20 protein-coding genes are annotated in these 21950 nt (G+C 60.0%); 10 read left to right on the top strand and 10 right to left on the bottom strand.

Annotation, left to right across the window (positions count from 1 at the left end; translation table 11 throughout):
* The first annotated feature begins 51 nt into the window (after positions 1-51).
* From F0M18_RS19370 to ppk1, 5 genes are all read left to right on the top strand, one after another.
* Positions 52-1077, top strand: coding sequence for an AraC family transcriptional regulator (locus F0M18_RS19370; RefSeq protein ID WP_149613115.1), 1026 nt, complete (start codon positions 52-54; stop codon positions 1075-1077).
* A gap of 99 nt (positions 1078-1176) precedes the next feature.
* Positions 1177-1434: a hypothetical protein gene (locus F0M18_RS19365; RefSeq protein WP_149613114.1), complete on the top strand. Its 258-nt coding sequence runs from the start codon at positions 1177-1179 to the stop codon at positions 1432-1434.
* 203 nt (positions 1435-1637) lie between these two features.
* Entirely contained in the window at positions 1638-2507 is an 870-nt protein-coding gene (locus F0M18_RS19360; protein ID WP_149613113.1) for a universal stress protein, read from the top strand.
* Positions 2508-2888: 381 nt separating this feature from the next.
* Positions 2889-3290, top strand: coding sequence for a hypothetical protein (locus F0M18_RS19355; protein WP_149613112.1), 402 nt, complete (start codon positions 2889-2891; stop codon positions 3288-3290).
* A gap of 444 nt (positions 3291-3734) precedes the next feature.
* A complete protein-coding gene (gene ppk1, locus F0M18_RS19350) occupies positions 3735-5900 on the top strand; it encodes a polyphosphate kinase 1 (RefSeq protein WP_149613111.1) in 2166 nt (721 codons plus the stop codon).
* On the opposite strand, the gene trhP is transcribed toward ppk1, so the two are convergent.
* Complete coding sequence (gene trhP, locus F0M18_RS19345; RefSeq protein WP_149613110.1) at positions 5883-7235, bottom strand: prephenate-dependent tRNA uridine(34) hydroxylase TrhP; 1353 nt, start codon at positions 7233-7235, stop codon at positions 5883-5885. The two genes, ppk1 and trhP, sit on opposite strands and share 18 nt — an antisense overlap.
* Before the next feature lie 125 nt (positions 7236-7360).
* Between trhP and F0M18_RS19340 the strand changes: the two genes are divergently transcribed.
* Entirely contained in the window at positions 7361-8278 is a 918-nt protein-coding gene (locus F0M18_RS19340) for a DUF808 domain-containing protein (RefSeq protein WP_149613109.1), read from the top strand.
* 18 nt (positions 8279-8296) lie between these two features.
* On the opposite strand, the gene F0M18_RS19335 is transcribed toward F0M18_RS19340, so the two are convergent.
* Both F0M18_RS19335 and F0M18_RS19330 read right to left on the bottom strand, forming a co-directional pair.
* Entirely contained in the window at positions 8297-10132 is a 1836-nt protein-coding gene (locus F0M18_RS19335; RefSeq protein WP_149613108.1) for a DUF885 domain-containing protein, read from the bottom strand.
* Between the two features lie 166 nt (positions 10133-10298).
* Positions 10299-11750, bottom strand: coding sequence for a helicase HerA-like domain-containing protein (locus F0M18_RS19330; RefSeq protein ID WP_149613107.1), 1452 nt, complete (start codon positions 11748-11750; stop codon positions 10299-10301).
* Between the two features lie 106 nt (positions 11751-11856).
* Between F0M18_RS19330 and ypfJ the strand changes: the two genes are divergently transcribed.
* Entirely contained in the window at positions 11857-12765 is a 909-nt protein-coding gene (gene ypfJ, locus F0M18_RS19325) for a KPN_02809 family neutral zinc metallopeptidase (protein ID WP_149613106.1), read from the top strand.
* Here ypfJ and F0M18_RS19320 read toward each other — a convergent pair.
* Together F0M18_RS19320 and F0M18_RS19315 are read right to left on the bottom strand one after the other, a co-directional pair.
* Positions 12762-13529 (bottom strand): hypothetical protein, encoded by a 768-nt coding sequence (locus tag F0M18_RS19320; protein WP_149613105.1) that lies wholly within the window; start codon positions 13527-13529, stop codon positions 12762-12764. The genes ypfJ and F0M18_RS19320 overlap by 4 nt on opposite strands.
* Positions 13519-15927, bottom strand: a complete 2409-nt coding sequence (locus F0M18_RS19315; RefSeq protein WP_149613104.1) for a Lon protease family protein — start codon at positions 15925-15927, stop codon at positions 13519-13521. The genes F0M18_RS19320 and F0M18_RS19315 overlap by 11 nt, the downstream gene beginning before the upstream one ends.
* A 182-nt stretch (positions 15928-16109) precedes the next feature.
* On the opposite strand from F0M18_RS19315, the gene F0M18_RS19310 reads away from it, so the two are divergent.
* Positions 16110-16316: a hypothetical protein gene (locus F0M18_RS19310; protein WP_149613103.1), complete on the top strand. Its 207-nt coding sequence runs from the start codon at positions 16110-16112 to the stop codon at positions 16314-16316.
* 8 nt (positions 16317-16324) lie between these two features.
* Here the strand turns inward: F0M18_RS19310 and F0M18_RS19305 are convergent, their stop codons facing one another.
* Positions 16325-16876, bottom strand: coding sequence for a uracil-DNA glycosylase (locus F0M18_RS19305; RefSeq protein ID WP_188109822.1), 552 nt, complete (start codon positions 16874-16876; stop codon positions 16325-16327).
* Positions 16877-17069: 193 nt separating this feature from the next.
* Here F0M18_RS19305 and F0M18_RS19300 point away from each other — a divergent pair, with 193 nt between their 5' ends.
* Positions 17070-17792 (top strand): ABC transporter permease, encoded by a 723-nt coding sequence (locus tag F0M18_RS19300; RefSeq protein ID WP_262501001.1) that lies wholly within the window; start codon positions 17070-17072, stop codon positions 17790-17792.
* A 60-nt stretch (positions 17793-17852) separates the two neighbouring features.
* On the opposite strand, the gene F0M18_RS19295 is transcribed toward F0M18_RS19300, so the two are convergent.
* The 4 genes from F0M18_RS19295 to F0M18_RS19280 all read right to left on the bottom strand — a co-directional run bounded on the left by F0M18_RS19295 (position 17853) and on the right by F0M18_RS19280 (position 20459).
* Positions 17853-18527: a transglutaminase-like domain-containing protein gene (locus F0M18_RS19295; RefSeq protein WP_149613100.1), complete on the bottom strand. Its 675-nt coding sequence runs from the start codon at positions 18525-18527 to the stop codon at positions 17853-17855.
* 3 nt (positions 18528-18530) lie between these two features.
* Positions 18531-19094 (bottom strand): Tll0287-like domain-containing protein, encoded by a 564-nt coding sequence (locus F0M18_RS19290; RefSeq protein ID WP_149613099.1) that lies wholly within the window; start codon positions 19092-19094, stop codon positions 18531-18533.
* Between the two features lie 64 nt (positions 19095-19158).
* A complete protein-coding gene (locus F0M18_RS19285) occupies positions 19159-19530 on the bottom strand; it encodes a YkvA family protein (protein ID WP_149613098.1) in 372 nt (123 codons plus the stop codon).
* Positions 19531-19535: 5 nt separating this feature from the next.
* Positions 19536-20459 carry a WYL domain-containing protein gene (locus F0M18_RS19280; RefSeq protein WP_262501000.1) on the bottom strand — a complete coding sequence of 308 codons (924 nt, stop codon included), beginning with the start codon at positions 20457-20459 and terminating at the stop codon, positions 19536-19538.
* A gap of 64 nt (positions 20460-20523) precedes the next feature.
* On the opposite strand from F0M18_RS19280, the gene F0M18_RS19275 reads away from it, so the two are divergent.
* Positions 20524-21921, top strand: coding sequence for a M20/M25/M40 family metallo-hydrolase (locus F0M18_RS19275; RefSeq protein ID WP_149613097.1), 1398 nt, complete (start codon positions 20524-20526; stop codon positions 21919-21921).
* The last annotated feature ends 29 nt before the right edge of the window (positions 21922-21950 follow it).

Below are 21950 nucleotides of genomic sequence, written 5' to 3'. Positions count from 1 at the left end.
TGCCTCCTCTGCCGGTGATGCTATATTGCAGGCGGGCTTCAGGGAGCAGCCATGATCGATAACAGCCGTCTTCAACATTCTGTGCTTGGCACCTTCTTGCTGCCGGTGGCCCAGGCACTGCGCCTGTGCGGTGTGGACCCGCTGGAACTGGCGGACGGCCTTGGCATCGATACTGCCAAAGTGGCCAATCCCGACTGGCGCATACCCCAGGTTCAGTTCAATCAGCTTATGGAAAGCTGTGTCGAAGCCTCGGGCGAGGAGGCCTTCGGGCTGTTGGCGGCGCAGCAGATTCGGCCCCAGGTTCTGCATGGTCTGGGTCTGGCGTGGTTGGCGAGCGATACGGTCTACGACGGCCTGCGCCGGCTGGTTCGTTTCGACAAGCTGGTGAGCAGCGCTTCTGACCTTAGCCTGTTGCAGGAAGACGACGCTGTAATCGTTGACTTCGGGCGACTGCCCGGTATGGAGAATTTCCAGTTTGCCAGCCGGGACTACGCCGTGGGTATGGTCGCGCGCATGTGCAGCCTCGCGCTTGGCGATTTCATTGCGCCAGTGAGGGTGGAAATGGAACGACCGCGTCCGCAACAACCGGCGCGCTGGGAGTCAGTGTTGAGTGCACGGGTGGATTTCGATTGCGAACATACCCGGCTGTACTGGTACCGGGCGGATATTCTCGAGCCCCTGGTAACCGGTGACCCCGAACTGGCCCGGGCCAATGACGAGCAAACGCAGGCCTACCTCGATAGCTATCTCGACCAGTCAACGGCCCGGGATGTCGTAGACAAAATCGTTGAGCACCTGCCGGACGGCCCGCCCAGTCAGCAGCAGATTGCCGAATCACTGCATGTCAGCAATCGTACCCTGCAGCGAAAACTCAAGGAGGAGGGCACCAGTTTCATGGACCTGCTGCAGGAGACACGCCTGCAACTGGCGCAGAAGTACCTGCAGCATCCCAATCGTTCCGTAGTGGAAACCGCCTATCTGCTTGGTTTCTCTGAACCCAGCACGTTCTCCCGTGCATTCAAGCGCTGGACAGGTATTGCCCCAGCTGAGTTTCGTGAGACGGCGCAGGCGCGCTGAGTAACTGGCGCCCCGGGCCATGATGATGGCGCCATCGGCAATCGGTGATTCTCGCGTCTGCGGATATGCTGGTCCTCGTTGATCAAAGGAGGACACGCCATGAACAAGCCTGTTATCGCAATAGCCGACAAGGTCGTGCGCATGATGGAATCGATGGTTTACCTGGCCGTCAGTGGTAGCTATCGCAGTGGCGCCACGGTGGAGGATCTGTCCGGCCTCCTGTCTGAATGGGTGCCCGCGGGCGCGAACATCTACCATGATGGCGCCGTGGAGCGGGCGCTGTGTCGACTGCAGCGCGAGGGGCGCGTGGAGCGGGCGGGTAGTCGCTGGTATGCGCGAGCCGCATTTGATGCCTGATCCGGGGTCAGCCCCGGGCGCCCGCCGCTAAAACCCCCTTCCGGCGCGGCGAAATGGCTGGGCCGGGAAGCGCGCCCCGTGGCGCGGACATTGCCGCCGCTGTCTGCGGCGGGCAGTTTTTTCCCGCTAATTGATCTGCTTCACTTCCTTCCCCCCGACAAGACCCTATAATCCCTGCATTGATTCAGTATGGGACACAATGCATGGGTAAGCTTCTGATCATCGCCGATCTGGAGGGTGAAAAAATCGCCGTTCCCCGGGGCCTGGAAATTGCCGACAAACTGGGTCTGGATACGGATGTCATCGCCATTGTTTACGCTCCCCTCGGCAAGGTGGCGAAAGATGCTGCCGGCCGGGATGCGATCAAGAAGCGCCTGCTCGATGAGCGCGAAAATGCTGTGCAGTCGCAGGTCGACAAGCACTACAGCTCGGGCCAGCGCGTCAAGGTGCATGTTTACTGGGAAAAAGATTTCGTCGCGCGGGTGAACAAGCTGTGCGGCCGGCATGAGTACCAGATGGTGGTCAAGACCGGTCACCGCACTGAAAGTTTCGCCCATGCTTCCTCTGACTGGCTGTTGCTGCGCGAGTGTCCCGCGCCGCTGTTGATCCTGGCGGAGAACAAGTGGCGCCGAACCGCTCCGGTGATGGCTGCGGTCGACCTGGGTACAAATGTGTCACAAAAGAAAAAGCTGAATATGCGCGTGCTGACAGAGGCCAAGGCACTGGCGGAAGGTATGGGCGAGGAGCTGGAGATTATCTGCGCGGTTGAAGTGCCTGTGTTGCTGCACGAACTGGACCTGGTAGACCCGATTTCCTACGTGAAACAAGCCAAACAGGATATGGCTGGCCATATCAGCGAGCTATCCCAGCGACTCGGCATTCCGGAGAAGGCGTTCCACGTCAAGCGCGGTCCCGTGGAAAAGGTCATCGCCAGCCGGGCGGCGGCAAAGCGTGCGCAGATTGTGGTGATGGGCACAGTAGGGCGCAAGGGTGTAAAGGCCAGGCTGATCGGCAACACTGCTGAAAAGGTGCTGGAGCACCTTAAAACGGACGTCCTCGCGCTGAAACCCTGAGCAAGCGCAGCACTTTTTGCCCCGCCCGGGGGTGAAATATTTACGTTAAAAATTTGCTATTTGGCCAAGTGGGACTATGTTTTTGTAAGCACGTCGCTCCCTGCGCGTGCTACACGTCCCCTGGCCGATGTTTCTGCCCCGAAACATACGGCTGTTAGCCCGCCATACTCTTTGTACGGCGGGCTTTTTTATGCCGTCAAAGCTGTTCCTCTTCAGGTGTTTCGCTTTACTTCTTAATGTTCTTTCTAGAAAAGCCTCGCGATCTGTCGCTCCCGGTCATGCGTCTGGCGCGAGTGGCCATGTGGTCAACTCGCTGCATTTTCTAATATACACCCATACCGAAACACAACGCCTGCCGGCGTGAGCAAAGGGAGCTTCAAGATGCATGAACTAGTCGAACGTATTCGCGAACCGGAACTGTGTTACGTGTTCGCCAGGAACGCCGAGCGTCGCGGTCACCCGGAACTGGCGGTGCAAGCGTACCGACGGGCCGTGGATCTCCGGGCAGAACAGCACGGCGCGGATACAGCGCAGGAACTCGATGCCCTGCGCGTGATTTACGCCTACGAAGAAGCCCTGAGCCACAACAAAGGCAAGCGCACACGGGCAACGGGTACCTGGCAGATGGTCAGAAAGCAGGGCCTGCTGGCGACCATACACCGGCGACTGCAAACGCGCAGTGGTGATGAAGTGGCTGCGGTACTCAAGGAATTGCAGATGGAAGACTACAGTTTTGAGGCATTTGCCGAGCGGTATCCGCAGGCAATGCAAGAGGCGGCCTGAGTAGTTCCGGCCCCCAGGGTAGCGAATCCCTACCTTAGCCTGGCCCAGCGGTATCGGGAATAACCGGGCTCTTTTTATTCCGCGGCTGACGCCTTTCCATGCGTCGCTGCAAACCAGTCCCCTGTAGGTTGTAATCCCTACTTTGCCCGGCCTTCGCGCCGGGCTTTTTTTATGTACAGGATGTACGGTATGTCCGCGGCAGCCATGGAGAGCCTGCCCCGTTCTACCGGGCACGCCGAAGGGGAGGTGGCTGGGAATAAAACCAATTGCCGTGTAAACGCCCCTGGAACCAATGGGGACCGGAGCAGCGCATGCACCGCACGTGCCTTTCGCGTCGCTCACCTTGACCCCGATCAGCAATCATGGAGATGTCATTCGACGCAGGTGTTTTTTCAGCCGTTGATGTAATAGATTAAGAGCCCACTGAAACCCATAAGGCTGGTGATGGCTAACCCAATCAAAACGCGCGTGGCTGACCTGCGCGAGCATGAATTGTTCTATCCGCGCGAGCTTAGCTGGCTGTCATTTAACGCCCGTGTATTGCAGGAGGCGGCAGACGAATCAGTACCTGTAATCGAGCGCTTGCGCTACCTGGGAATATTCTCCAACAACTCGGATGAATTCTTCCGTGTACGGGTGGCGGAGGTGCGGCGACTGATCTCTGTATCCGGTGGCAGTAATCGACAACATTTCAAGGATCTGTTGGCGGCGATACTGGAAGGCGTGGTCGAACTGCAGAAGGAATTCGACCGCATCTACGCGCAGATTATGAAACAGCTGGCCCAGCGCAAGATCTACCTGGTCAATGAGCGTCAGCTTGATGAGGGGCAGGCGGAGTTCGTGCAGCGGTACTTCACCACCAAGGTGCTGCCCGAGCTTGATCCCATCCTGTTGCGCGAGGATCGGGAGATCCCGACCCTTAATGATGAATCGCTGTATTTGGGCGTGGATATCCGCTCCGGGGACAACTATGACTACGCGGTGGTGGAGGTGCCTACAGACCGGCTGGACCGATTTGTGGAGATACCCAGGCGCAAGGGCAAGGGCGGTAAGGTTTTTATCGTGCTGGATAATATTATCCGTTTCTGCCTGCCGCAGATGTTTCGCGGAGTTATCGCGGTCGAAGAAGCCAACGCGTATTGCTTCAAGTTTTCGCGAGACGCAGAGCTGGAAATAGATACCGGCATCACCCAGAGCCTCATCGATAAAATGGCCAAAAGCCTGAAGCAGCGTCGCAAGGCCGATGCAGTGCGCATGGTTTACGACAACAACATGCCGGATCGCCTGCTGGAGTACCTGAAGGCCCGTTTTGGTTTCGGCAAGTACGATAGTCTGATCGCGGGCGGTCGCTATCACAATTCCAAGGATTTCATGGGCTTTCCAAACGTGGGCCCCAAGTACTTCGAATTCAAGCCACTGCCGCCGATTCGCCTGCCGCGCCTGGACGAACCCGGCAGTATTTTCGATGTGATCCGCGAGAAGGATGTATTTCTCTACTACCCCTACCATCCCTTCGACTACGTCATTGATTTGTTGAAAAGCGCGGCGCTGGACCCGAACGTTACGGACATAAAGATATGCCTTTACCGCGTGGCAAAGAATTCCCGCGTCATCGATGCGCTGGTGAATGCAGTGGACAACGGCAAGCGCGTGCTGGCGGTGGTCGAACTGGCGGCCCGCTTTGATGAGCAGGCAAACATTAACTGGGCGCAGCGACTGACGGAGAACGGGATCGACGTTATTTTCGGTATTCCCGGCCTCAAGGTGCACTCCAAGCTGATCCTGATCGAGCGCATGGAGGGCTCCTCACGACGCTTTTACAGTCACATAGGGACCGGGAATTTCAACGAAAAAACCGCCCGGGTTTACACCGATTTCACATTGATGACCCACGACCAGAACGTGGGTAAAGACGTGTTCAGTGTGTTCGATTTCCTCCAGTACACCTATCGCCGGCCGGACTATCGCGTATTGCTGGTTTCGCCGCACAGTAGCCGGTCTGGACTGATGGAGTTGATTGAACAGGAAATTGCCAATGCCAAGGCGGGTTACCGCGCTGAAATGACGCTCAAGTGTAATAATCTCGTTGATCGCAGCATGGTGAAGAAACTCTACGAGGCCAGCGACGCGGGCGTGCAGGTGCATCTCATCGTCCGCGGCATGTGCTCGCTGCTTCCCGGCGTGAAAGGGCTGTCCGAAAACATCCAGGCGATCAGCATTGTCGACCGATTCCTGGAGCATCCGCGTGCCTACGTGTTCTACAACCGTGGGAATCCCCGTTACCTGATAGGCTCGGCTGACCTGATGACCCGCAACCTGGATTTCAGGGTAGAAGTGCTGGTGCCTGTTTTTGACAAGGATGCGCAGGAGATAATCCAGAATGTGCTGGATCAGCAGTGGCACGACAATGTTAAAGCCCGCGTGCTGGATCAGGACCAGGACAACGAGTACGTGCCGGCCAAGAAAGGATCGGCGAAAATTCGTTCCCAGGAGAGCATCTATCGCTACCTGAGTACGGGTAAGCTGCCGCGCTATCCTAAATCGAGAATGAATGTCCCGGCAAAGCGGCGACGCAAGCAGCCCCTGCTGAAATCAACCCGGGGTGACTGAGTAACGCATCAGCAACACGTGGCCACCATCTTCGCCCACGTGAATGCCGGCGGGCAGCGGGATGGACACCACGTGGCCTGAACCGGGTGCGACCTCCATGGCCTGGCCACGGCGGTCTTCAATATGGCTTAGCTGGAAACTGTGGTTGCCGGCGGGGGTGATCAGTTCCAGCGTGTCGCCCACGGCAAAGCGGTTCTTCACATCTACCGTGAGCCTGTCGCCGCTGCACGCCATCGCCTCGCCAACAAACTGCTGATTGGGGTTGCCGGAGTGTCCGATATCGTAGTTCTGGTATTCACTCGGTACATGCCGGCGATAGAAGCCCTCGGTATAGCCGCGGTTGGCCAGGTGGTCAAGTTCTGCCATGAGTGACATATCAAAGGGTTTGCCAGCCACCGCGTTGTCGATCGCGTGCCGGTAGACCTGGGCAGTGCGTGCCACATAGTAGTGACTCTTGGTGCGGCCCTCGATCTTCAGTGAATGGATGCCCATTCTGACCAGTCTTTCCACGTGCTGTACGGCGCGCAGGTCCTTGGAATTCATGATGTAGGTGCCGTGTTCGTCTTCATAGGCAGGCATGTATTCACCGGGTCGATTCTGCTCCTGCAGCAGCACCGGCTGGCTTGCGGCCGGATGATGAGATGTCGCGGCGTTCCCGTCGGCCATGGCGTCTACCGCAATGATGTCGCCGGTTTCCGTCTGCTGTGCCGGGTGTGCGTTATATTCCCAGCGGCAGGAGTTGGTGCAGGCGCCCTGGTTGGAGTCGCGATGCGTCATGTATCCGGACAGCAGGCAACGCCCGGAGTAGGCGATACAGAGTGCCCCGTGCACGAAAACTTCCAGTTCCATGTCCGGGCACTGCTGCCGGATTTCCTCAATTTCATCCAGTGACAGTTCGCGCGAGAGAATGACCCGGCTGATACCCTGGCGCTGCCAGAACTTGACCGTTGCCCAGTTGACCGCATTGGCCTGCACCGACAGGTGCACCTCCTGCTCGGGCCAGCGCTCTTTTACCAGCATGATCAGGCCCGGGTCGGACATGATCAGGGCATCCGGGCCCATGCCAATGACGGGTTCCAGGTCGCGGATATAGGAGCGCACCTTGTCGTTGTGAGGCGAGATATTTGATGCCAGGTAGAACTGCTTGCCAAGCCGGTGTGCCTCCTCTACCGCGGCAGCCAGGTTTTCCAGTTTGTTGAATTCATTATTGCGAACCCTGAGGCTGTAGCGCGGCTGGCCCGCATAGACGGCGTCGGCGCCATAGGCAAAGGCATAGCGCATGGATTTCAGGGTGCCTGCCGGGGATAGCAGTTCCGGGGAAGTGAGCTGGTTCATGGTGGATCAGGGACTCTGCCGGTGGTCAAAAAACAGCCGCGCATTGTACCCAACGGGCACTCGCTCAACTAGTGTTTTGCTCTCGTTCACGGCACACTGCAATGGATTATTCTGGGGGAAAGACTATGGCCGGTTCCAGCCTGCTGCTACTGCTCGATGATATTGCTGCCGTGCTCGACGATGTGTCGGTGATGACCAAGGTCGCCGCCAAGAAAACGGCGGGCGTACTGGGTGATGACCTGGCGGTAAATGCGGAAAAGGTTACCGGGGTGCGCGCGGAACGCGAGCTGCCGGTCGTGTGGGCGGTCGCCAAGGGGTCTTTTTTGAACAAGCTGATCCTGGTGCCACTGGCGCTGCTGGCATCGGCGTTTGCGCCCTGGTTGATCACGCCGGCACTGCTTGCTGGTGGCCTGTACCTGTGTTTTGAGGGCAGCGAAAAACTGCTGCACAAGTTCCTGCATGGCCGTGAAGAGGACACCGAACGAGCCCGGCGGATTGAAGCGCTGTCGCATGAGGAAGTGGACCTCGTCGAGTACGAGCGCGGCAAGATCAAGGGCGCGATACGCACCGACTTCATCCTCTCGGCGGAAATCATCGTGCTGACGCTTGGCGTGGTTGCGGGTGCTGATTTCATTACCCAGGTCGGCGTGCTCTCGGGTATTGCAATTGTGATGACCGTGGGCGTTTACGGTCTGGTGGCTGGCATCGTCAAGCTGGATGATGCCGGCATGCACCTGTATGCGCGTGAAGGCGAGGGTGCCTGGCCTCGTTTCCTGCGCTGGCTGGGCCAGGGGCTGATCAGTTTCGCGCCCTGGCTGATGAAAGCACTGGGCGTGATCGGCACCATCGCCATGTTCATGGTCGGTGGGGGCATACTCCTGCACAACGTGCACGTGCTGGGCGACGCCGTAGAGAGCCTCGCACACATGCTGCCGCCCTGGCTCGCGCTAATCACGCCAACGTTTGCGGGCATGCTGTTGGGGCTGGTAGCCGGCGCCGCAGTTGTGGCCGTGGTCGAGGCGGTCAGGAAGCTGCGGGCCTGAGCGGGCCCGCAGGTTTACCTACTTGGCTTTTGCCGTGGCCCGCTGTTTGGCGTCGATGTAAGCCTCGACCTGCTCTTCCAGTACATCCATGGGCACGGCAGCCTGCCTCAGCACCACGTCATGGAACTCGCGGATATCGAAGTCTTCAGCCAGCGCTTTGCGGGCTCTTTCTCGCAGTTCGAGGATCTTGATCATGCCTATCTTGTAAGCGGTTGCCTGTCCGGGCATGACTGCGTGACGCTCCACCATTTTCACCGCATCGATCTTGGCGTTGGGGGTGTTCTCAAAATAATAGGCGATGGCTTCTTCCCGGGTCCATTTCATGGCATGCATACCCGTATCCACCACCAGGCGAACGGCACGCCAGAGTTCCATGGCGAGACGACCGAAGTCGGAATAGGGGTCCTGGTACAAACCAATCTCTTTCGGCAGCAGTTCCGAGTAAAGTCCCCAGCCCTCGGAATAGGCGGTTACACCGCCGTAACGTCGGAACTTGGGCAGGTCCTCGAGTTCCTGCTTGATGGCAATCTGCATATGGTGGCCCGGTAGCCCCTCGTGATAGGCAAGCGCTTCCAATTGGTAGGTCGGCATCATGCTCATATCGTAGAGATTGGCGTAGTAGGTACCCGGGCGCGAGCCGTCAGCTGCAGGCCGCTGGTAAAACGCCTTGCCAGCCGCACGCTCGCGGAAAGGTTCCACCGCTTTCACGATGAGCTCCGCCTGCGGGCGCACCAGGAATAGTTCGTCAAGGCGTGAGTCCATATCCGCCAGCACCGCGTTGACGCGCTGCAGATACAGCTCGCGTCCCTCGTCGGTGCTCGGGTAGTAGAATTGCTCATCCCTGCGCATGAAATCCATGAACGACTTGAGATCGCCCTTGAAACCCACCTGGTCTCGAATGGCGCGCATCTCGTCGTGAATGCGGGCCACTTCCTGCAGCCCTATCTCGTGGATTTCAGTGGCAGTCAAATCCGTGGTGGTGTTGTGCTGCAGGCGATTGCTGTAGAAGGCCTCGCCATTGGGGAACTTCCACACGCCAGCGTCGTGGGTGGCCTGTTTTTGCAGTTTTTCCACCGCCTTGATAAGAGCGAGATAGCCCGCCTGTACGCTGTTGATGAGCGCCAGCTCAGCGTCGCGCAGCAGTCCGGCGCGTTCCGCGTCGCTGATTTCCAGTGCCTCGACCTTGGCGCTGAAGTCAGCCAGCAGGGTGCTCGGTTCGCCCTCTTCGAAGGGCGCGCCGCGCAACACATTGCGACTGGTGCGCAATACATGTGGCAGCACGAAATCCGGCGCGATGATGCCCAGCTCCTCGCGTATCTCCAGCTGCTCGATGACCTGCGCCAGGCGCACGGCGACGCCGTTCAGGCGAGAGATGTAGGCCTGTGCATCCTCGATGCTGCTGACCTGGTGCTGGTTTATCAGGAACGCAGGAATTTGTGCGTGTTCTCCGCGCATCTGGTTGACTGGGTAACTGTGATGGCGCCACTTGTAGTCCGCTATCTGCTCCTGCAGTTCGCGTTCCATCAAGCGGTAACTGAGCAGTGTGGCGGTATCCAGTTGGCTGGTGTCAATGCTGCGCAGGCTCTCGAGGTCCTGCCTGACGTGCTCCTGTTCCTTCGCCTGGGCCGCCTCGGAGAGGTCATTCCATTTGTCGTAGTCGTCTTTTATGCCCTGGTAGGTCTGCAATACCGGGTCGCGCTGGACGCGGCGGTCAAAAATATCGTCAAACAGCGCGTTGGCCCTGGCCGATTCATCTTTGCCGGACTGGGTAGTCGCGAGGGCAGGGGTCTGGGTGACGCTTATAACAATGCCGAGGAGCGCGCCAATCAGGGCGCCGGGAGAGGGTCTGGTCATGCTGTATTCCGTAACGCTTGTGAACCCGTGGCCGGCCACGCCAGAGTAGGGTCCGGCTGGCTACGGATTCAATGAGTTTAGCCAGGATCGCTGGCGTCGCTGCGCGCGACTATACACAAGAGATGGCATAAATCCAATCCGCAGGCGTTGCACGGGTGCTGCTGTCCTATTTCAGCAATGACCCCAGGATGCCGCGCAGTAATTGCCGGCCGGTAGCAGAACCGAGGCTGCGCGCCGCGCTCTTGAGAAAGGCCTCGCCGACGCTCTGCCGGTTGCTGCTGCGCGCTTTGGGTTTGGCCTTGGCGGCGCGTTCAGCCTCTTCAGCCTGTTCGCGTTGCTTCAGCGCTGCTTCGGTGCGCTCGGACAAGACCTCGTGGGCGGAACGCCTGTCAACGGCGGTGCCATAGAGACGCATGTTAGGGTCGTGCTCCAGCAGCAGCTTGCGCTCGGCCAGGGTGGCTTTGCCCATTCTGGATTGCGGTGGCCGTACCAGCACACGCTGCACGGGGGCAGGAATGCCCTTGGCCTGTAGCGTTGAAACCAGCGCTTCGCCCACACCCAGCTCGGTGATGGCAGTCACCGTATTGAGGGCAGGGTTGGCGCGGAAGGACTGCGCTGCAACCCTGACCGCTTTTTGTTCCTTTGGGGTATAGGCGCGCAGCGCATGCTGTATACGGTTGCCGAGTTGGCCAAGTACGCTATCGGGGATGTCACTGGGGCTCTGGCTGATAAAGTAGACGCCAACGCCCTTGGAGCGAATCAGTCTCACAACTTGCTCAATTTTCTCCAGCAGTGGCTTGGGTGCATCCTTGAACAACAGGTGGGCTTCATCGAAGAAGAACACCAGCACGGGTTTGTCGGGGTCACCCAGTTCCGGCAGCGACTCGAACAGTTCAGACAGCAGCCAGAGCAGGAAGGTGGAGTACACCCGTGGGCTCATAATGAGTTTGTCGGCGGCGAGAATATTGATGATGCCGCGCCCGTCCCGCGCGTTTTGCATGAAGTCCTTGAGTTGTAGTGCCGGTTCGCCAAAAAACTTCTTGCCGCCCTCGCGCTCGAGCATGAGCAATCTTCGGAGGATGGCGTTGACCGATGCCTTGGAGACACTGTAGCCGGTGCCCAGCTCGTGGGCGTTCTCGGCAAGGTATTCCAGGCTGGTGCGCAGGTCTTTCAGGTCAAGCAGCAGGATGCCTTCCTGGTCGGTAAATTCAAAAACGAGAGTAAGCACACTCTCCTGGGTTTCGTTTAGCCCAAGCAGGCGGGAAAGTAATTGTGGCCCCATCTCCGATACCGTGGAGCGAACCGGCGTGCCCTTGCTGCCGAACAGGTCCCAGAATGCGACCGGGTAGCCACAGGCGTGATAATCGCTAATGCCAATCGCCTCGACGCGTTCGTCAATCTTGGGGTGGGGTTTGCCTGCCTGGCTTATGCCGGACAGGTCTCCTTTCACGTCGGCCATGAATACCGGCACGCCGAGATCCGAGAAGCCTTCCGCAAGGCACTGCAGGGTAACGGTTTTGCCGGTGCCGGTGGCGCCCGCAATAAGGCCGTGACGATTGGCGTACCTGGGATCCAGGAACACCTGTCCTGCGTCGCTGCCACCTATAAGTATGCCCATAGTGATAGTTCCGAAAAGTATTGGCGCCAGTGAGAGTATATTTATCCGTGGCAGCTTGCCAGTATTTCGTGGGATGCTAGATTGTTATGGGTTAAGGAGGCGGGTTATGCGCTGGAAAGACCGTAGACGCAGTGACAACGTAGAAGATCGCAGGGGTGAAACCACGGGTTACGCCGCCGCCGGCGCCGCTCCGCTGCTGCTGCGCTTCCTGCCGGCAATGATTCGCAGCAAGACGGGTCGTACCCTGCTGATAGTCGGCCTCGTGGTCATATTCGGCGGACGCATGCTCGGCTTCGATGTGCTCGGCCTGCTGCTGGGAGGTGGTGGCGACCGGGTGGCCTCGCAGGGTCAGCAACAGCTCTCGGCGGAAGAGCAGGAACTGGCAGATTTCGTCGCCGTCGTGTTGGCGGAGACCGAAGATACCTGGCACCTGCTGTTTCGTGAACAGGGCAAGGTGTATCGCGAACCGACGCTGGTGCTGTTCTCCGGGCGGGTGAATTCCGCCTGCGGCATGGCCAGTGCGGCAGTGGGGCCGTTTTACTGCCCCGCGGACCAGCAGTTATATATTGATCTCAGCTTTTTCCAGGATCTCAGTCGTCGTCACGGTGCTCCCGGGGATTTCGCCCAGGCTTACGTGGTGGCGCACGAAGTCGGGCATCACGTACAGACGCTATTGGGTATCAGCCAGCAGGTACAGCAGGCGGGGCGTGGCCGCAGCAAGGCCGACGTGAATGCGCTTTCCGTGCGCCAGGAACTGCAGGCTGACTGTTTCGCAGGCCTGTGGGGCCACGCTGCCTCGGCGCAGCAGCAGTTGCTGGAACCGGGCGACCTGGAAGAGGCACTGCGCGCGGCAAGCGCGATCGGGGATGACCGCCTGCAGAAGGAAGCGGGCCAGCGTGTGGTTCCAGACAGCTTTACCCACGGCAGTTCTGAACAACGAGTGCGCTGGTTTCGTCGTGGCTTCGACAGCGGTGAACTGGCCGCCTGCGATACATTCGCTGCGGGCGCGCTCTAGTCTCCCTCGCCAATCAGCATGATCTGGCCGCAGGCAAGGGACAGCGCGGTGTCCAGGTCTGCAGGCGGCGCATCCTGCAAACACACCCGTGGAATCAGGGTGAGGTCATAGGGTGAGCGCCGTATGAGCTGCAGGATACTGTCGCTGTTCATGGGCATATCGGTGCGAATTTCAAGTTTCTTTCCCGCCAGCGGTGGCGAGGCCAGTTCGGCAATGCGCACATCGCCGGCCGCCAGGGCATAGATTTCACTGATCATCCCCGCCTGTACCAGGCTGGTCGCAATCCGCAACAGGCGTTTACTCTGCTGCTGCGATGGCAACAGCAGGCCCAGCCGGGTGATGGTAGCCAGCTGAGTGCCCGCGGCTTGCTTGCGGTGACGCCACTGCTGCCGTGGCGGGAAAAAGATATCCACGCTGCGCTCGCTCTCGAGTGCACAGTGCAGGCGGTGGCCAATCGCATGCTCAAAGCTGAGCTTGACGTTTCCCTGCTCTGCCAGTCGCAGCAGCAGTTCACGCGTTGTCCCTGTGATGCGCAGTTGGCGTTGCGACAGGTGGTCCCGGGCCAGGCTTCTCTCGCGGGCGCCACTGAGGGTGATTTCAGTAGTGAAGGGCAGTGCCGCCACCTGCTGCAGGCGCAGGTCGTCCAGCATCAGACCCAGCACATCCCGGCCCAGAAGGTGCGCGATACGCACCAGGGTTTCCAGATTACGCCGGCTGATCTGGTGCAGGTCGATCGGTACGATAATGTGATGCTCAGACGTCATCGTGCTTGCCGCCGTTGCCTCTGAAAGACATCGCCGCTGCCTGCAACTCATCGATGCGGGCGCTGACGCGGGCGTCGATGCTGGCCATGGTGAAGCCGGTCATCAGTTCCATGGCCTCTTCGATACGCTCCACCGCGTGTATGTGGAAGCGGTGCGACGCCACCGCGTCACGCACGTCACGGCGCAGCATCAGGTGTACCGTATTCGCGGCGGGAATAACGACGCCCTGGGATCCGGTGAGCCCGCGCGCCTCGCAGATATCAAAGAATCCTTCTATTTTCTCGTTCACGCCGCCTATTGCCTGCACTTCCCCATGTTGGTTGAGCGAACCGGTGACGGCCAGTTCCTGGCGCAGGGGTATGTCGGCGATAGCTGAAATCAGCACGGCGATTTCCGCCACCGATGCACTGTCGCCATCAACGCCGCCGTAGCTCTGTTCGAAGGTGAGGCTGGCAGAGAGCGGTAGCGGACGGTTGCGGGCGTAGCGATCGGCCAGCAGCGAACTGATGATCATTACCGCTTTGGAATGCAGGTGACCGCCCAGATCGACCTCGCGCTCGATATCCAGAACCTTGCCCTGGCCCAGGCGTGCGGTCGCTGATATGCGCGTCGGGCGACCAAAAGCGTATTCGCCCAGCAAGTACACGGCGAGACCATTGACCTGGCCGACGGCAACGCCATCGGTCTTCACCATCATGATCTCGCGCAAAATGCCTTCGTGCGACTTTTCGCGGAACTGGTCCAGCCGATGTATGGCCGCTTCGATCGCCTCATCCACGACGTCGGCATTGATGCATTCGAGATGCTGGCTTCTGGCGCGGAAATCGCTCTCGGTAAGCAGGTTGCGCAGCCTGCCCTGGTGCAGGCTGAGTTTTTCACTGTCCTCTATGCTGCGGGCGGCGTGTTCGATAACCCGCGCCACTGCCGGCGCATCCATGGGCAGCAGCTTGTCCTGCTGCAGCAGGGTGCCGATAAGCCGGGCAAACAGCTGGGTAGATTCCTCCGAGCGCGGCACGTCCTCGGACATGTCGGCTGCCACCTTGAACAGGCTGGCGAATTCCGGATCGTATTGTTGCAGGATGTAGTAAAGATAGCGGTCGCCAATGACCACTACCTTGGTTGCCAGTGGAATGGGTTCGGGCTCCAGCTGCGCGGTACTCACAAAGCTGAATATCTGTTCCAGCGACTGAATGCGGACCTCGGCGGCCTTCAGCGCTCGTTTCAGGGTGACCCAGGCGTAGGGGCTGGTCAGCAGTTTTTCCGCCTCCAGGATCAGGTAGCCGCCGTTGGCACGGTGCAGGGCGCCCGGCTTGATCAGGTTGAAATCCGTGACCAGGGTGCCCATCTGCGAGACGTATTCCACCCGCCCGAGCAGGTTGGAAAAACCGGGGCTATCCTCGTAAATCACCGGCGCGGTAGTGAGAGTGCTGTTGTCGACCAACACATTGACGTTGTACTGCGGAAACTCCTTGACCCGCTGCTTGAGGTTGTCCGGTATTGCCGAGTCCTCCTGTACCCGGGTGAATGCCTCGGCTTCTTCCATCATGTCCGCATGTACCGCGTCGAGATACTGCATGACCGCCGGGTAGGGCTGGTAGCGGTTCTTCAGTTCCTCCAGCACCGGATCCAGTGCCAGCTGGCTGAATTCCCGATTCAGTTCGCGAAAGGCGTTGCGACTCTCCTTCTTCCACGCCGGCAGTTGTCGCACAATCGCCTTTAATTCCTCCTTCAGTTCCTCGATCACCTTGAGGGTGGCATCGCGCTCGGCCTCCGGAAGCGCCTCAAAGTCCTGTGGCGTGGCGATCTCGCCGTCCTTCATGGGTGCGAGGCTGTAGCCGCCGGGTGTCTGGATCATGGCGATCTGCTGTTGCTTTGCCCTTTCCGCCAGTGCCTGGAAAGCTTCCTGTTCCCTGGCCTGGTAGGTCTCGCTCAGCTCCTGTACGCGAGACTGGTACTCATCGCTTTGAAACGTGGCGGGAAATATGCCGAGCAGGTCTTCCAGTGCCTGTGCCATGTCCTGGCGCAGCGCTTCGGCTTTGCCACAGGGCAGTTGCAGGGCAATTGGTTTGTCCGGGGAATCAAAATTGTTGACATAGCACCAGTCCGCCACGTCCCCCTGTGGCAGGGCATTGTCCTCATGGAGAATGCTGTCCAGCAGGCTACGCTTGCCGATCCCGCTGCTACCGAGGACATAGATGTTGTAGCCATCGTGGGGAATGGCGAGGCCAAACTCCAATGCCTCGACGGCGCGATCCTGGCCAAGGTGTCGCGCCAATGGCTCCAGTTCGCTGGTGGTCTCAAAGCTTAGCCAGTCCAGGGGGCAGTCTCTGTACAGCGCTTCTGCCGGCAGCGAGGCGGGCGCAGCGATTGGCGTGAGTGCGTCCTGTTGCTCTGACATGTATGGGCTCCATCAAGTGCGACAGAGCAAGCATAGTTCACCAGCGGGGTCTCGTATGGTGAGCGAAATCAACGATAAGGCGAAAGGCACCTGTCGCATTTTCAACCCGGTCCGAAATGCGACAGATGGTGCCCTGGCATATGCGCCGTGCAACATGGTCACATCACACGAGGGAGAGCGCCATGAGCACCATGAAAGCCATTGAATACCGTATCGCCAGAAACGCACTACGCGAAGGCATCATGCCGGCTGCGCCGTCTTCCCGGCATGCAGAGCGGCTCATCGCCGTGGTGGCGATAGCCGGTGGACTGCTGCTGTTCGGCAGTTTGGCGCCGGAACTGGTCGCGGCGGCACTGGCCGCCAGCCTGGTCTGGGGGCTTGCCGCTTGAAGATCGCCCTAGCCAAGTAGCCGGTTGATGCCCTGTACAAAGGCCTGTTTGCCGCCGTAGGACGGGTGACGCAGGGCTTTGACCCGGCACCCCGGAAACGCGGTTTCCGCGGCATGGGTACCTTTGGCACCGACACCGGCAACCAGGTCTGGTTGATAGTGTTGTGCCAGCAGGCGCAGGAACGCCTGGCCTGCAGCCAGCTCGTCGCGGTCCGGTGTGCGGTTGCTGAGTGGGACGCCCGGTTGGTGGGGGTGGAAGGGCAGGGCGTTCCAGAATAAGGGTATACGCCGCCTTTGCCGCAGTGATTCCCAGACGATGCTGGCAGTGGCTTCGCTGATGTCACTGCTGACAGTCAGTTCAGGGCGTAGCCTGCGCCAGAAAGGGTGCATGGAACTGTTGATCAGTCGCGAACTGCTAAACGGAATCCCGGTGTGTACGCCGCCGCGATAGCCCAGGGCCTCGCCAATGACCAGAACCCGTCGGCCGGGCTGTCGCATGATGGCTCGCAACCACGCGCGCAGGTTGTCGCTGCGCTGTGGCCACAAGTAGGGGTTTGACAACCGATCGGATGCTCGCGCGGTTTCCAGCTGCTCTATAAAATGATCTATAAAGTCCAATATAAACAGATATTTATCGCTTAAAAATAAAGTGAATAATAAGTTAAGTGCAGGCCGCGCCGGTAGTCGGCCCGGGACCGGCAGTGTAGCATGGAAGCCCCTGTCCCGGTCGGTGCTGAGCAATATGGAAAACCCTGTGATCACCCTGACACTCTGGCAACTGGCGCTGGCGTTCACACCTGTCGCCATCACCCTGGCAATACTGTTGCGCTGGTCTTACGGCATCGGGCACGCGCTGTATGCACTGGGGCGAATGCTGGTACAGCTGCTGGCCATCGGCTATGTGCTCGCCTGGATATTTGGCGCTGACAACGGCCAGCTTATCCTGGTGGTGCTGGCCATTATGCTCTGTGCCTCCGTGTGGATATCGGTCGGCACGGTGCCGGCTCACCGGGGTGCCTTGTTGCTAGCAGCCTTTGGTGCGATCAGTATCGGCGGTGGACTGACCCTGTTACTGGTGACGCAGCTGGTGTTGCAGGTTGATCCCTGGTACCTGCCTCGTTACACGGTTCCTCTTGCCGGCATGGTGTTCGCCAATGCCATGACCGCGGTCAGCCTTGCTGCCGAGCGCCTGTATGCAGAGCTTGGCCATGGTGACGCCTGGCCGCAGGCGCGATTGAAAGCCTATCAGGCGGCGATGATTCCAGTGACCAACTCGCTGCTGGCTGTAGGCCTGGTGTCACTGCCCGGCATGATGACAGGGCAAATACTGTCCGGTGTATCGCCGCTGGTGGCATCACGCTACCAGATCATGGTGATGTGCATGATATTCGCCTCGGCGGGCATTTCCACCGCACTGTTCCTGACCTTCTGCAGGGGGCGGGTGATGACGGAGACCACGCCCGCTGCGGCGCAGTAGCCGCTGCCGCGTTTGGCGCGGTAATGCGCGGGTTGACTACTGCGGCGTCTGCTGCTCGCCTCAGCCTGTCTCCATAGCGACGTCGCCGTCCCAGCTGTCCGCCGAGATGTCGGCGGTCGCGAGCGCCTGCATCATTTTCGGGTAGTGGTGCTGGAATACTGCCATCATGTCTTCGAAGGGCAGGTCTACGAATTGCCCGCGATCGGTGATGTATTCCATGTGCCGATTGCCTGCCCGGTCAAAGGGGTGATACAGGCTGTCGCTGCGGCCGTCGAACTCCAGTGGTTGCAGGCCGAAACGGTCGCACAGCTCAATGTTGAAGGCCGGCGTGGCCTTGACCCATTGGCCCTCGAGTTCAATAGCGGTATAGCCGTGGAAGTAGAACACATCGGATTCCATGGCCGCGCGCATGCGCTCGGTCGAGAGGTGATTGCGCACATCGGCAAAACCGACCCTGGCGGGTATGCCGGCGGCACGGCACAAAGCGGCCAGCAGGATCGCCTTGGGCACACACCATGACTCGCCCTGCGCCAGCGTGGCCGATGCCAGGTAATCCCGTGGTGAGTTGCTGACCCGGTAGGGGTTGTAGCGAATCTGGTCCCGGGCCCAGTAATACAGGGCCACGGCGTTCTCGCGGTCGCTGGCGTCTGCACTGACCAGTGATTGCGCGCGGTCGATTACCGCGGGGTGATCGCTGTCAATAAAACGACTGGGCTGGCTGTAGGGAGAGGGCATGGGTCAGGGCTTCCGGGTCAGGCTGATGGCGCCGCGAACTTGCCCGGGGGCGTATCCCGTCGCGCTGTCGTCGGGGTAATACTCGGTGAGGGCGGCCTGTACCGCCGGGCTGATATTCTCGCCGTGGCAAAGCAGGCAGACGCTTTCAACGCCCTGGGCCTGCAGATAGCGGAAATTGCCGTCCACAACGGTGCTGGCGTGCAGTGTGCCGGGCGCGGAGCCGGCAGCGGCCTGCCGGTCGAACTCTTCAAGGCGCGTTCGCTCCCACTCATCCGCTTGCGCGTTGCCGGTATTTCGCGGCTGCAAGCTGACGCGGCGTACGGCCCAGCCGGATTCGGCAGACAGGCTTGCAGCAATGCGCGGGGCTTCATCGGCACACACCGAAATCGCATGCACCGGCCCGCCTTGCTCCAGCGCCTGTTTCAAGGTTGGTTTCAGCTGGCCGGCGAAGGCCGCCACCAGTTGTCGTGCCTGTTGCTCCAGAGCGGCGTTATCACTGCCGGTTGCGGCGGTAGCAGCCGTCGCGCAAACGGCAAACAGCGTGGCTGTGCCCAGCAATTGCCTCATGTACTTTCTCCCATGTTACCCACCCGAGGATAGGACGATTCCGGATCGGGGCCCTTGATTTGGATCAGTCGCCTGACTGCGCGTCTGCGGCTTCGTCGCCAAACCAGGCGCGCATTTTCTGCTCGGTCTTGCTGCGCACATCGTCATTGATATAGCTGGCGACCGCTGCCAGCGCCAGCACCAGTACGCCGAGGTCGTCGGCATATCCGACTGCAGGTGTCAGGTCGGTGATGGCATCCAGCGGTACGATGAAGTAACCAAGGGCGCCGGCTATGGTCGCTTTGGCCCATGCCGGGGCTTTCTCTTCCTGCATCGCGTAGTAGAGCAGCAGCGCCTTTTCCACGACCTCGCGGCCTGCGGCACTGGCGTAGCGTTTTAACTTGCGCCAGAAGCCCTGCTCCGTAAAAGCTTCTTCAAACTCGTTGTGATCACTCATGCCGCTTAACCAAATAACCAGGGTTCAATATCTTCTCGGTTGGCAACTACAATTTGCTGTGCCATGGGATCGGCCAGCTGCTCTCGCGGATTGATGTGCAGCAGGCGCAGCGCATAGGGTATCAGTTTACCCCGGGTGGTGATGCGCAGCGCACCATCCTGCATGCCATAGTCCATCTCGATAACCTCCCGTTGCGCCGCCGCCAGCCTCGGGTCCGCGGTGATATGCAGGGTGACTTGCGTATTCCATTCTGTATCACCGGAAACACCGTGTTGCGACTCGTCCATGATCTCGGGGATATCCCGGAAACGACTGAGCACAAAGTCGCGGTATTCGCCGTTTTTTTCGCACCAGGCGCGAACGTGCCAGCGCAGGCCGGTATAGACCAGCGTATGGGGCACGATAATGCGGCCCTCGCGATCGGGGTGATTGAGCGAGACATAGTCGCAGTCAAGGCGTTTTTGCTGGCGTGCCGCCTGCATGATGGGACGGAGAACATCCGGCTTGACGTCGCGCACCGGGTGACTGATCACTTCCACGTTGGACATGTTGAGGGCGAGGGACTCGAACATGTTCATCAGTTCGTTGTTGCGCGCCATCAGGTGCAGGTATTCATCCGCGAGCCCGCGGGTGACCCGGGGCATGAAATTATCAGTGGGCTTGTAACCCTTCAGGTACTTGTCGTATTCCAGGTTCCCCACGCCGACCTCGCGCAGGTAGGTATTGATGTCCTTGCTGGCCTGCTGGCGGCCAATGCCGAAGGTGTCGCACAGGTGGCGGGTGGTCAGCCGGCCCTCCCAGAGTGCGATGGTTTCGATATACCGGTAGCGCAGCAGCAGGTCCCAGCGAAATGGCCATTTCACAGGCTGGTTATCGCCCATAGTGATGTCCTGATTACAGATCGGGTCCAGTATAGGCTTGCGTGTCATGTTTGTGTACATGTCGCTTCTCGCGCGTACCGGTTATGATGCGCCGTTTTCCCGGGAGCACGCTATGTACGCGCCTGCCAGTTTTGCAGCACTACTGTTCACCTTTGCCCTGACGGTCACGGCGTCGGCCCAGCCGGTAACGCCTGCACTGCAGGGGGAGGCTGCTGGACTGGCACAGGAAGCCCTGCAGGACGAACTCGCCTACGAGCTGGTGACGTCACTGACTACAGAGGTGGGGCCACGCCTGGCCGGTACCGAGGCCGAAGCACGGGCGCGGGCCTGGGCCGTCGCGCGCTTGCGCGAGCTCGGCTTCTCCAATGTCCGCGAGGAGCCGTTTGAGCTGCCCGTGTGGGAGCGCGGGCTGGAGCAGGCAAGCATTGTTTCACCGTTCCCGCAGCCACTGGTCATTTCGGCCCTCGGTGGCAGTGCTGCCACCGGCCCGGAAGGCATCACCGGCGAGGTGGTGGCGTTTCCCTCGCTGGCAGCGCTGGAACAGGCCGATCCTGCAGCGGTTCGCGGCAAGATTGTTTTTATTGATGAGGTCATGACCCGAACCCAGGATGGCAGTGGCTATACCGTGGCCACGGCCAAACGGCGCCAGGCGGCCTATGTCACCCAGGCCAAGGGTGGCCTGGCCGCGCTTATCCGCTCGGTGGGCACCAGCAGCCATCGCTTCGCCCACACCGGGCAGATGCGCAGGGTCACTGAGGTGGCAGAGGCCGAGGGCGTACCGGCAGCGGCGCTGTCTGCACCCGACGCTGACCAGTTGCAACGCATTCTCAGCGGCGGCGAAAGTGTGCGCATTCACCTGCTGCTGACCCCGGAGCAACGTCCGGCGGGAAAGTCAGCGAACGTGATCGCTGAAATACCCGGCAGGGAACGGCCGCAGGAAATTGTACTGGTGGGCGCGCACATCGACTCCTGGGACCTCGGTACCGGAGCGGTGGATGACGGGGCCGGCGTGGGTATCGTGGTGGCCGCTGCCAAGCGCGTGCTCGATGCCCTGCCCGAAGGCCCCCGGCGCACCGTGCGCGTGGTCCTGTTCGGCGCGGAAGAGGTGGGGCTGGTAGGTGCCAAAGCGTATGCCAGCCGGCACGCGGATGCGCTCGCGAATCACGTCATCGCCTCGGAGTCGGATTTTGGTGCCGGGCGGATCTGGCGCTTCGAAACCCGCGTCAGGGCAGATCGCGTCGACGCCGCACAGGCCCTCGGCGCGGTAGTGCGCCAGCTGGGGGCAGCCCCTGGCGGCAACACCGCCACCGGCGGTCCGGATATGAAGTACCTGCGCGAGGCGGGTGTCCCTGTGGTGGGTTTGAAACAGAACGGCTGGGATTACTTCGACCTGCATCACACACCCAACGATACCCTGGACAAGATCGATCCCGAGGACCTGGCCCACAATGTCGCCGCCTGGGTGTCGTTTATTTTCCTGGCCGCCAATAGCGGGGAGTATTACCGCTAGCCGGCTCCAGCAGGGCAATACCGCGCCTT

The organism is Pseudohalioglobus sediminis, assembly GCF_008370495.1.
Taxonomy (GTDB): domain Bacteria; phylum Pseudomonadota; class Gammaproteobacteria; order Pseudomonadales; family Halieaceae; genus Halioglobus.
Note: the sequence above shows the minus strand (reverse complement) of the source record. Positions and strands in the feature narration are given on the sequence as shown.

Excerpts from the sequence above, each read along its gene's own strand:
- F0M18_RS19320 (WP_149613105.1), bottom strand. The coding sequence starts at position 13,529 with ATGACGTCTGAGCATCACATTATCGTACCGATCGACCTGCACCAGATC.
- F0M18_RS19285 (WP_149613098.1), bottom strand. The coding sequence starts at position 19,530 with ATGAGTGATCACAACGAGTTTGAAGAAGCTTTTACGGAGCAGGGCTTC.
- F0M18_RS19340 (WP_149613109.1), top strand. The coding sequence starts at position 7,361 with ATGGCCGGTTCCAGCCTGCTGCTACTGCTCGATGATATTGCTGCCGTG.
- F0M18_RS19315 (WP_149613104.1), bottom strand. The coding sequence starts at position 15,927 with ATGTCAGAGCAACAGGACGCACTCACGCCAATCGCTGCGCCCGCCTCG.
- F0M18_RS19370 (WP_149613115.1), top strand. The coding sequence starts at position 52 with ATGATCGATAACAGCCGTCTTCAACATTCTGTGCTTGGCACCTTCTTG.
- F0M18_RS19280 (WP_262501000.1), bottom strand. The coding sequence starts at position 20,459 with ATGACACGCAAGCCTATACTGGACCCGATCTGTAATCAGGACATCACT.
- ppk1 (WP_149613111.1), top strand. The coding sequence starts at position 3,735 with ATGGCTAACCCAATCAAAACGCGCGTGGCTGACCTGCGCGAGCATGAA.
- F0M18_RS19275 (WP_149613097.1), top strand. The coding sequence starts at position 20,524 with ATGTACGCGCCTGCCAGTTTTGCAGCACTACTGTTCACCTTTGCCCTG.
- F0M18_RS19295 (WP_149613100.1), bottom strand. The coding sequence starts at position 18,527 with ATGCCCTCTCCCTACAGCCAGCCCAGTCGTTTTATTGACAGCGATCAC.
- F0M18_RS19330 (WP_149613107.1), bottom strand. The coding sequence starts at position 11,750 with ATGGGCATACTTATAGGTGGCAGCGACGCAGGACAGGTGTTCCTGGAT.
- F0M18_RS19335 (WP_149613108.1), bottom strand. The coding sequence starts at position 10,132 with ATGACCAGACCCTCTCCCGGCGCCCTGATTGGCGCGCTCCTCGGCATT.
- ypfJ (WP_149613106.1), top strand. The coding sequence starts at position 11,857 with ATGCGCTGGAAAGACCGTAGACGCAGTGACAACGTAGAAGATCGCAGG.
- F0M18_RS19355 (WP_149613112.1), top strand. The coding sequence starts at position 2,889 with ATGCATGAACTAGTCGAACGTATTCGCGAACCGGAACTGTGTTACGTG.
- trhP (WP_149613110.1), bottom strand. The coding sequence starts at position 7,235 with ATGAACCAGCTCACTTCCCCGGAACTGCTATCCCCGGCAGGCACCCTG.
- F0M18_RS19310 (WP_149613103.1), top strand. The coding sequence starts at position 16,110 with ATGAGCACCATGAAAGCCATTGAATACCGTATCGCCAGAAACGCACTA.
- F0M18_RS19360 (WP_149613113.1), top strand. The coding sequence starts at position 1,638 with ATGGGTAAGCTTCTGATCATCGCCGATCTGGAGGGTGAAAAAATCGCC.
- F0M18_RS19365 (WP_149613114.1), top strand. The coding sequence starts at position 1,177 with ATGAACAAGCCTGTTATCGCAATAGCCGACAAGGTCGTGCGCATGATG.
- F0M18_RS19290 (WP_149613099.1), bottom strand. The coding sequence starts at position 19,094 with ATGAGGCAATTGCTGGGCACAGCCACGCTGTTTGCCGTTTGCGCGACG.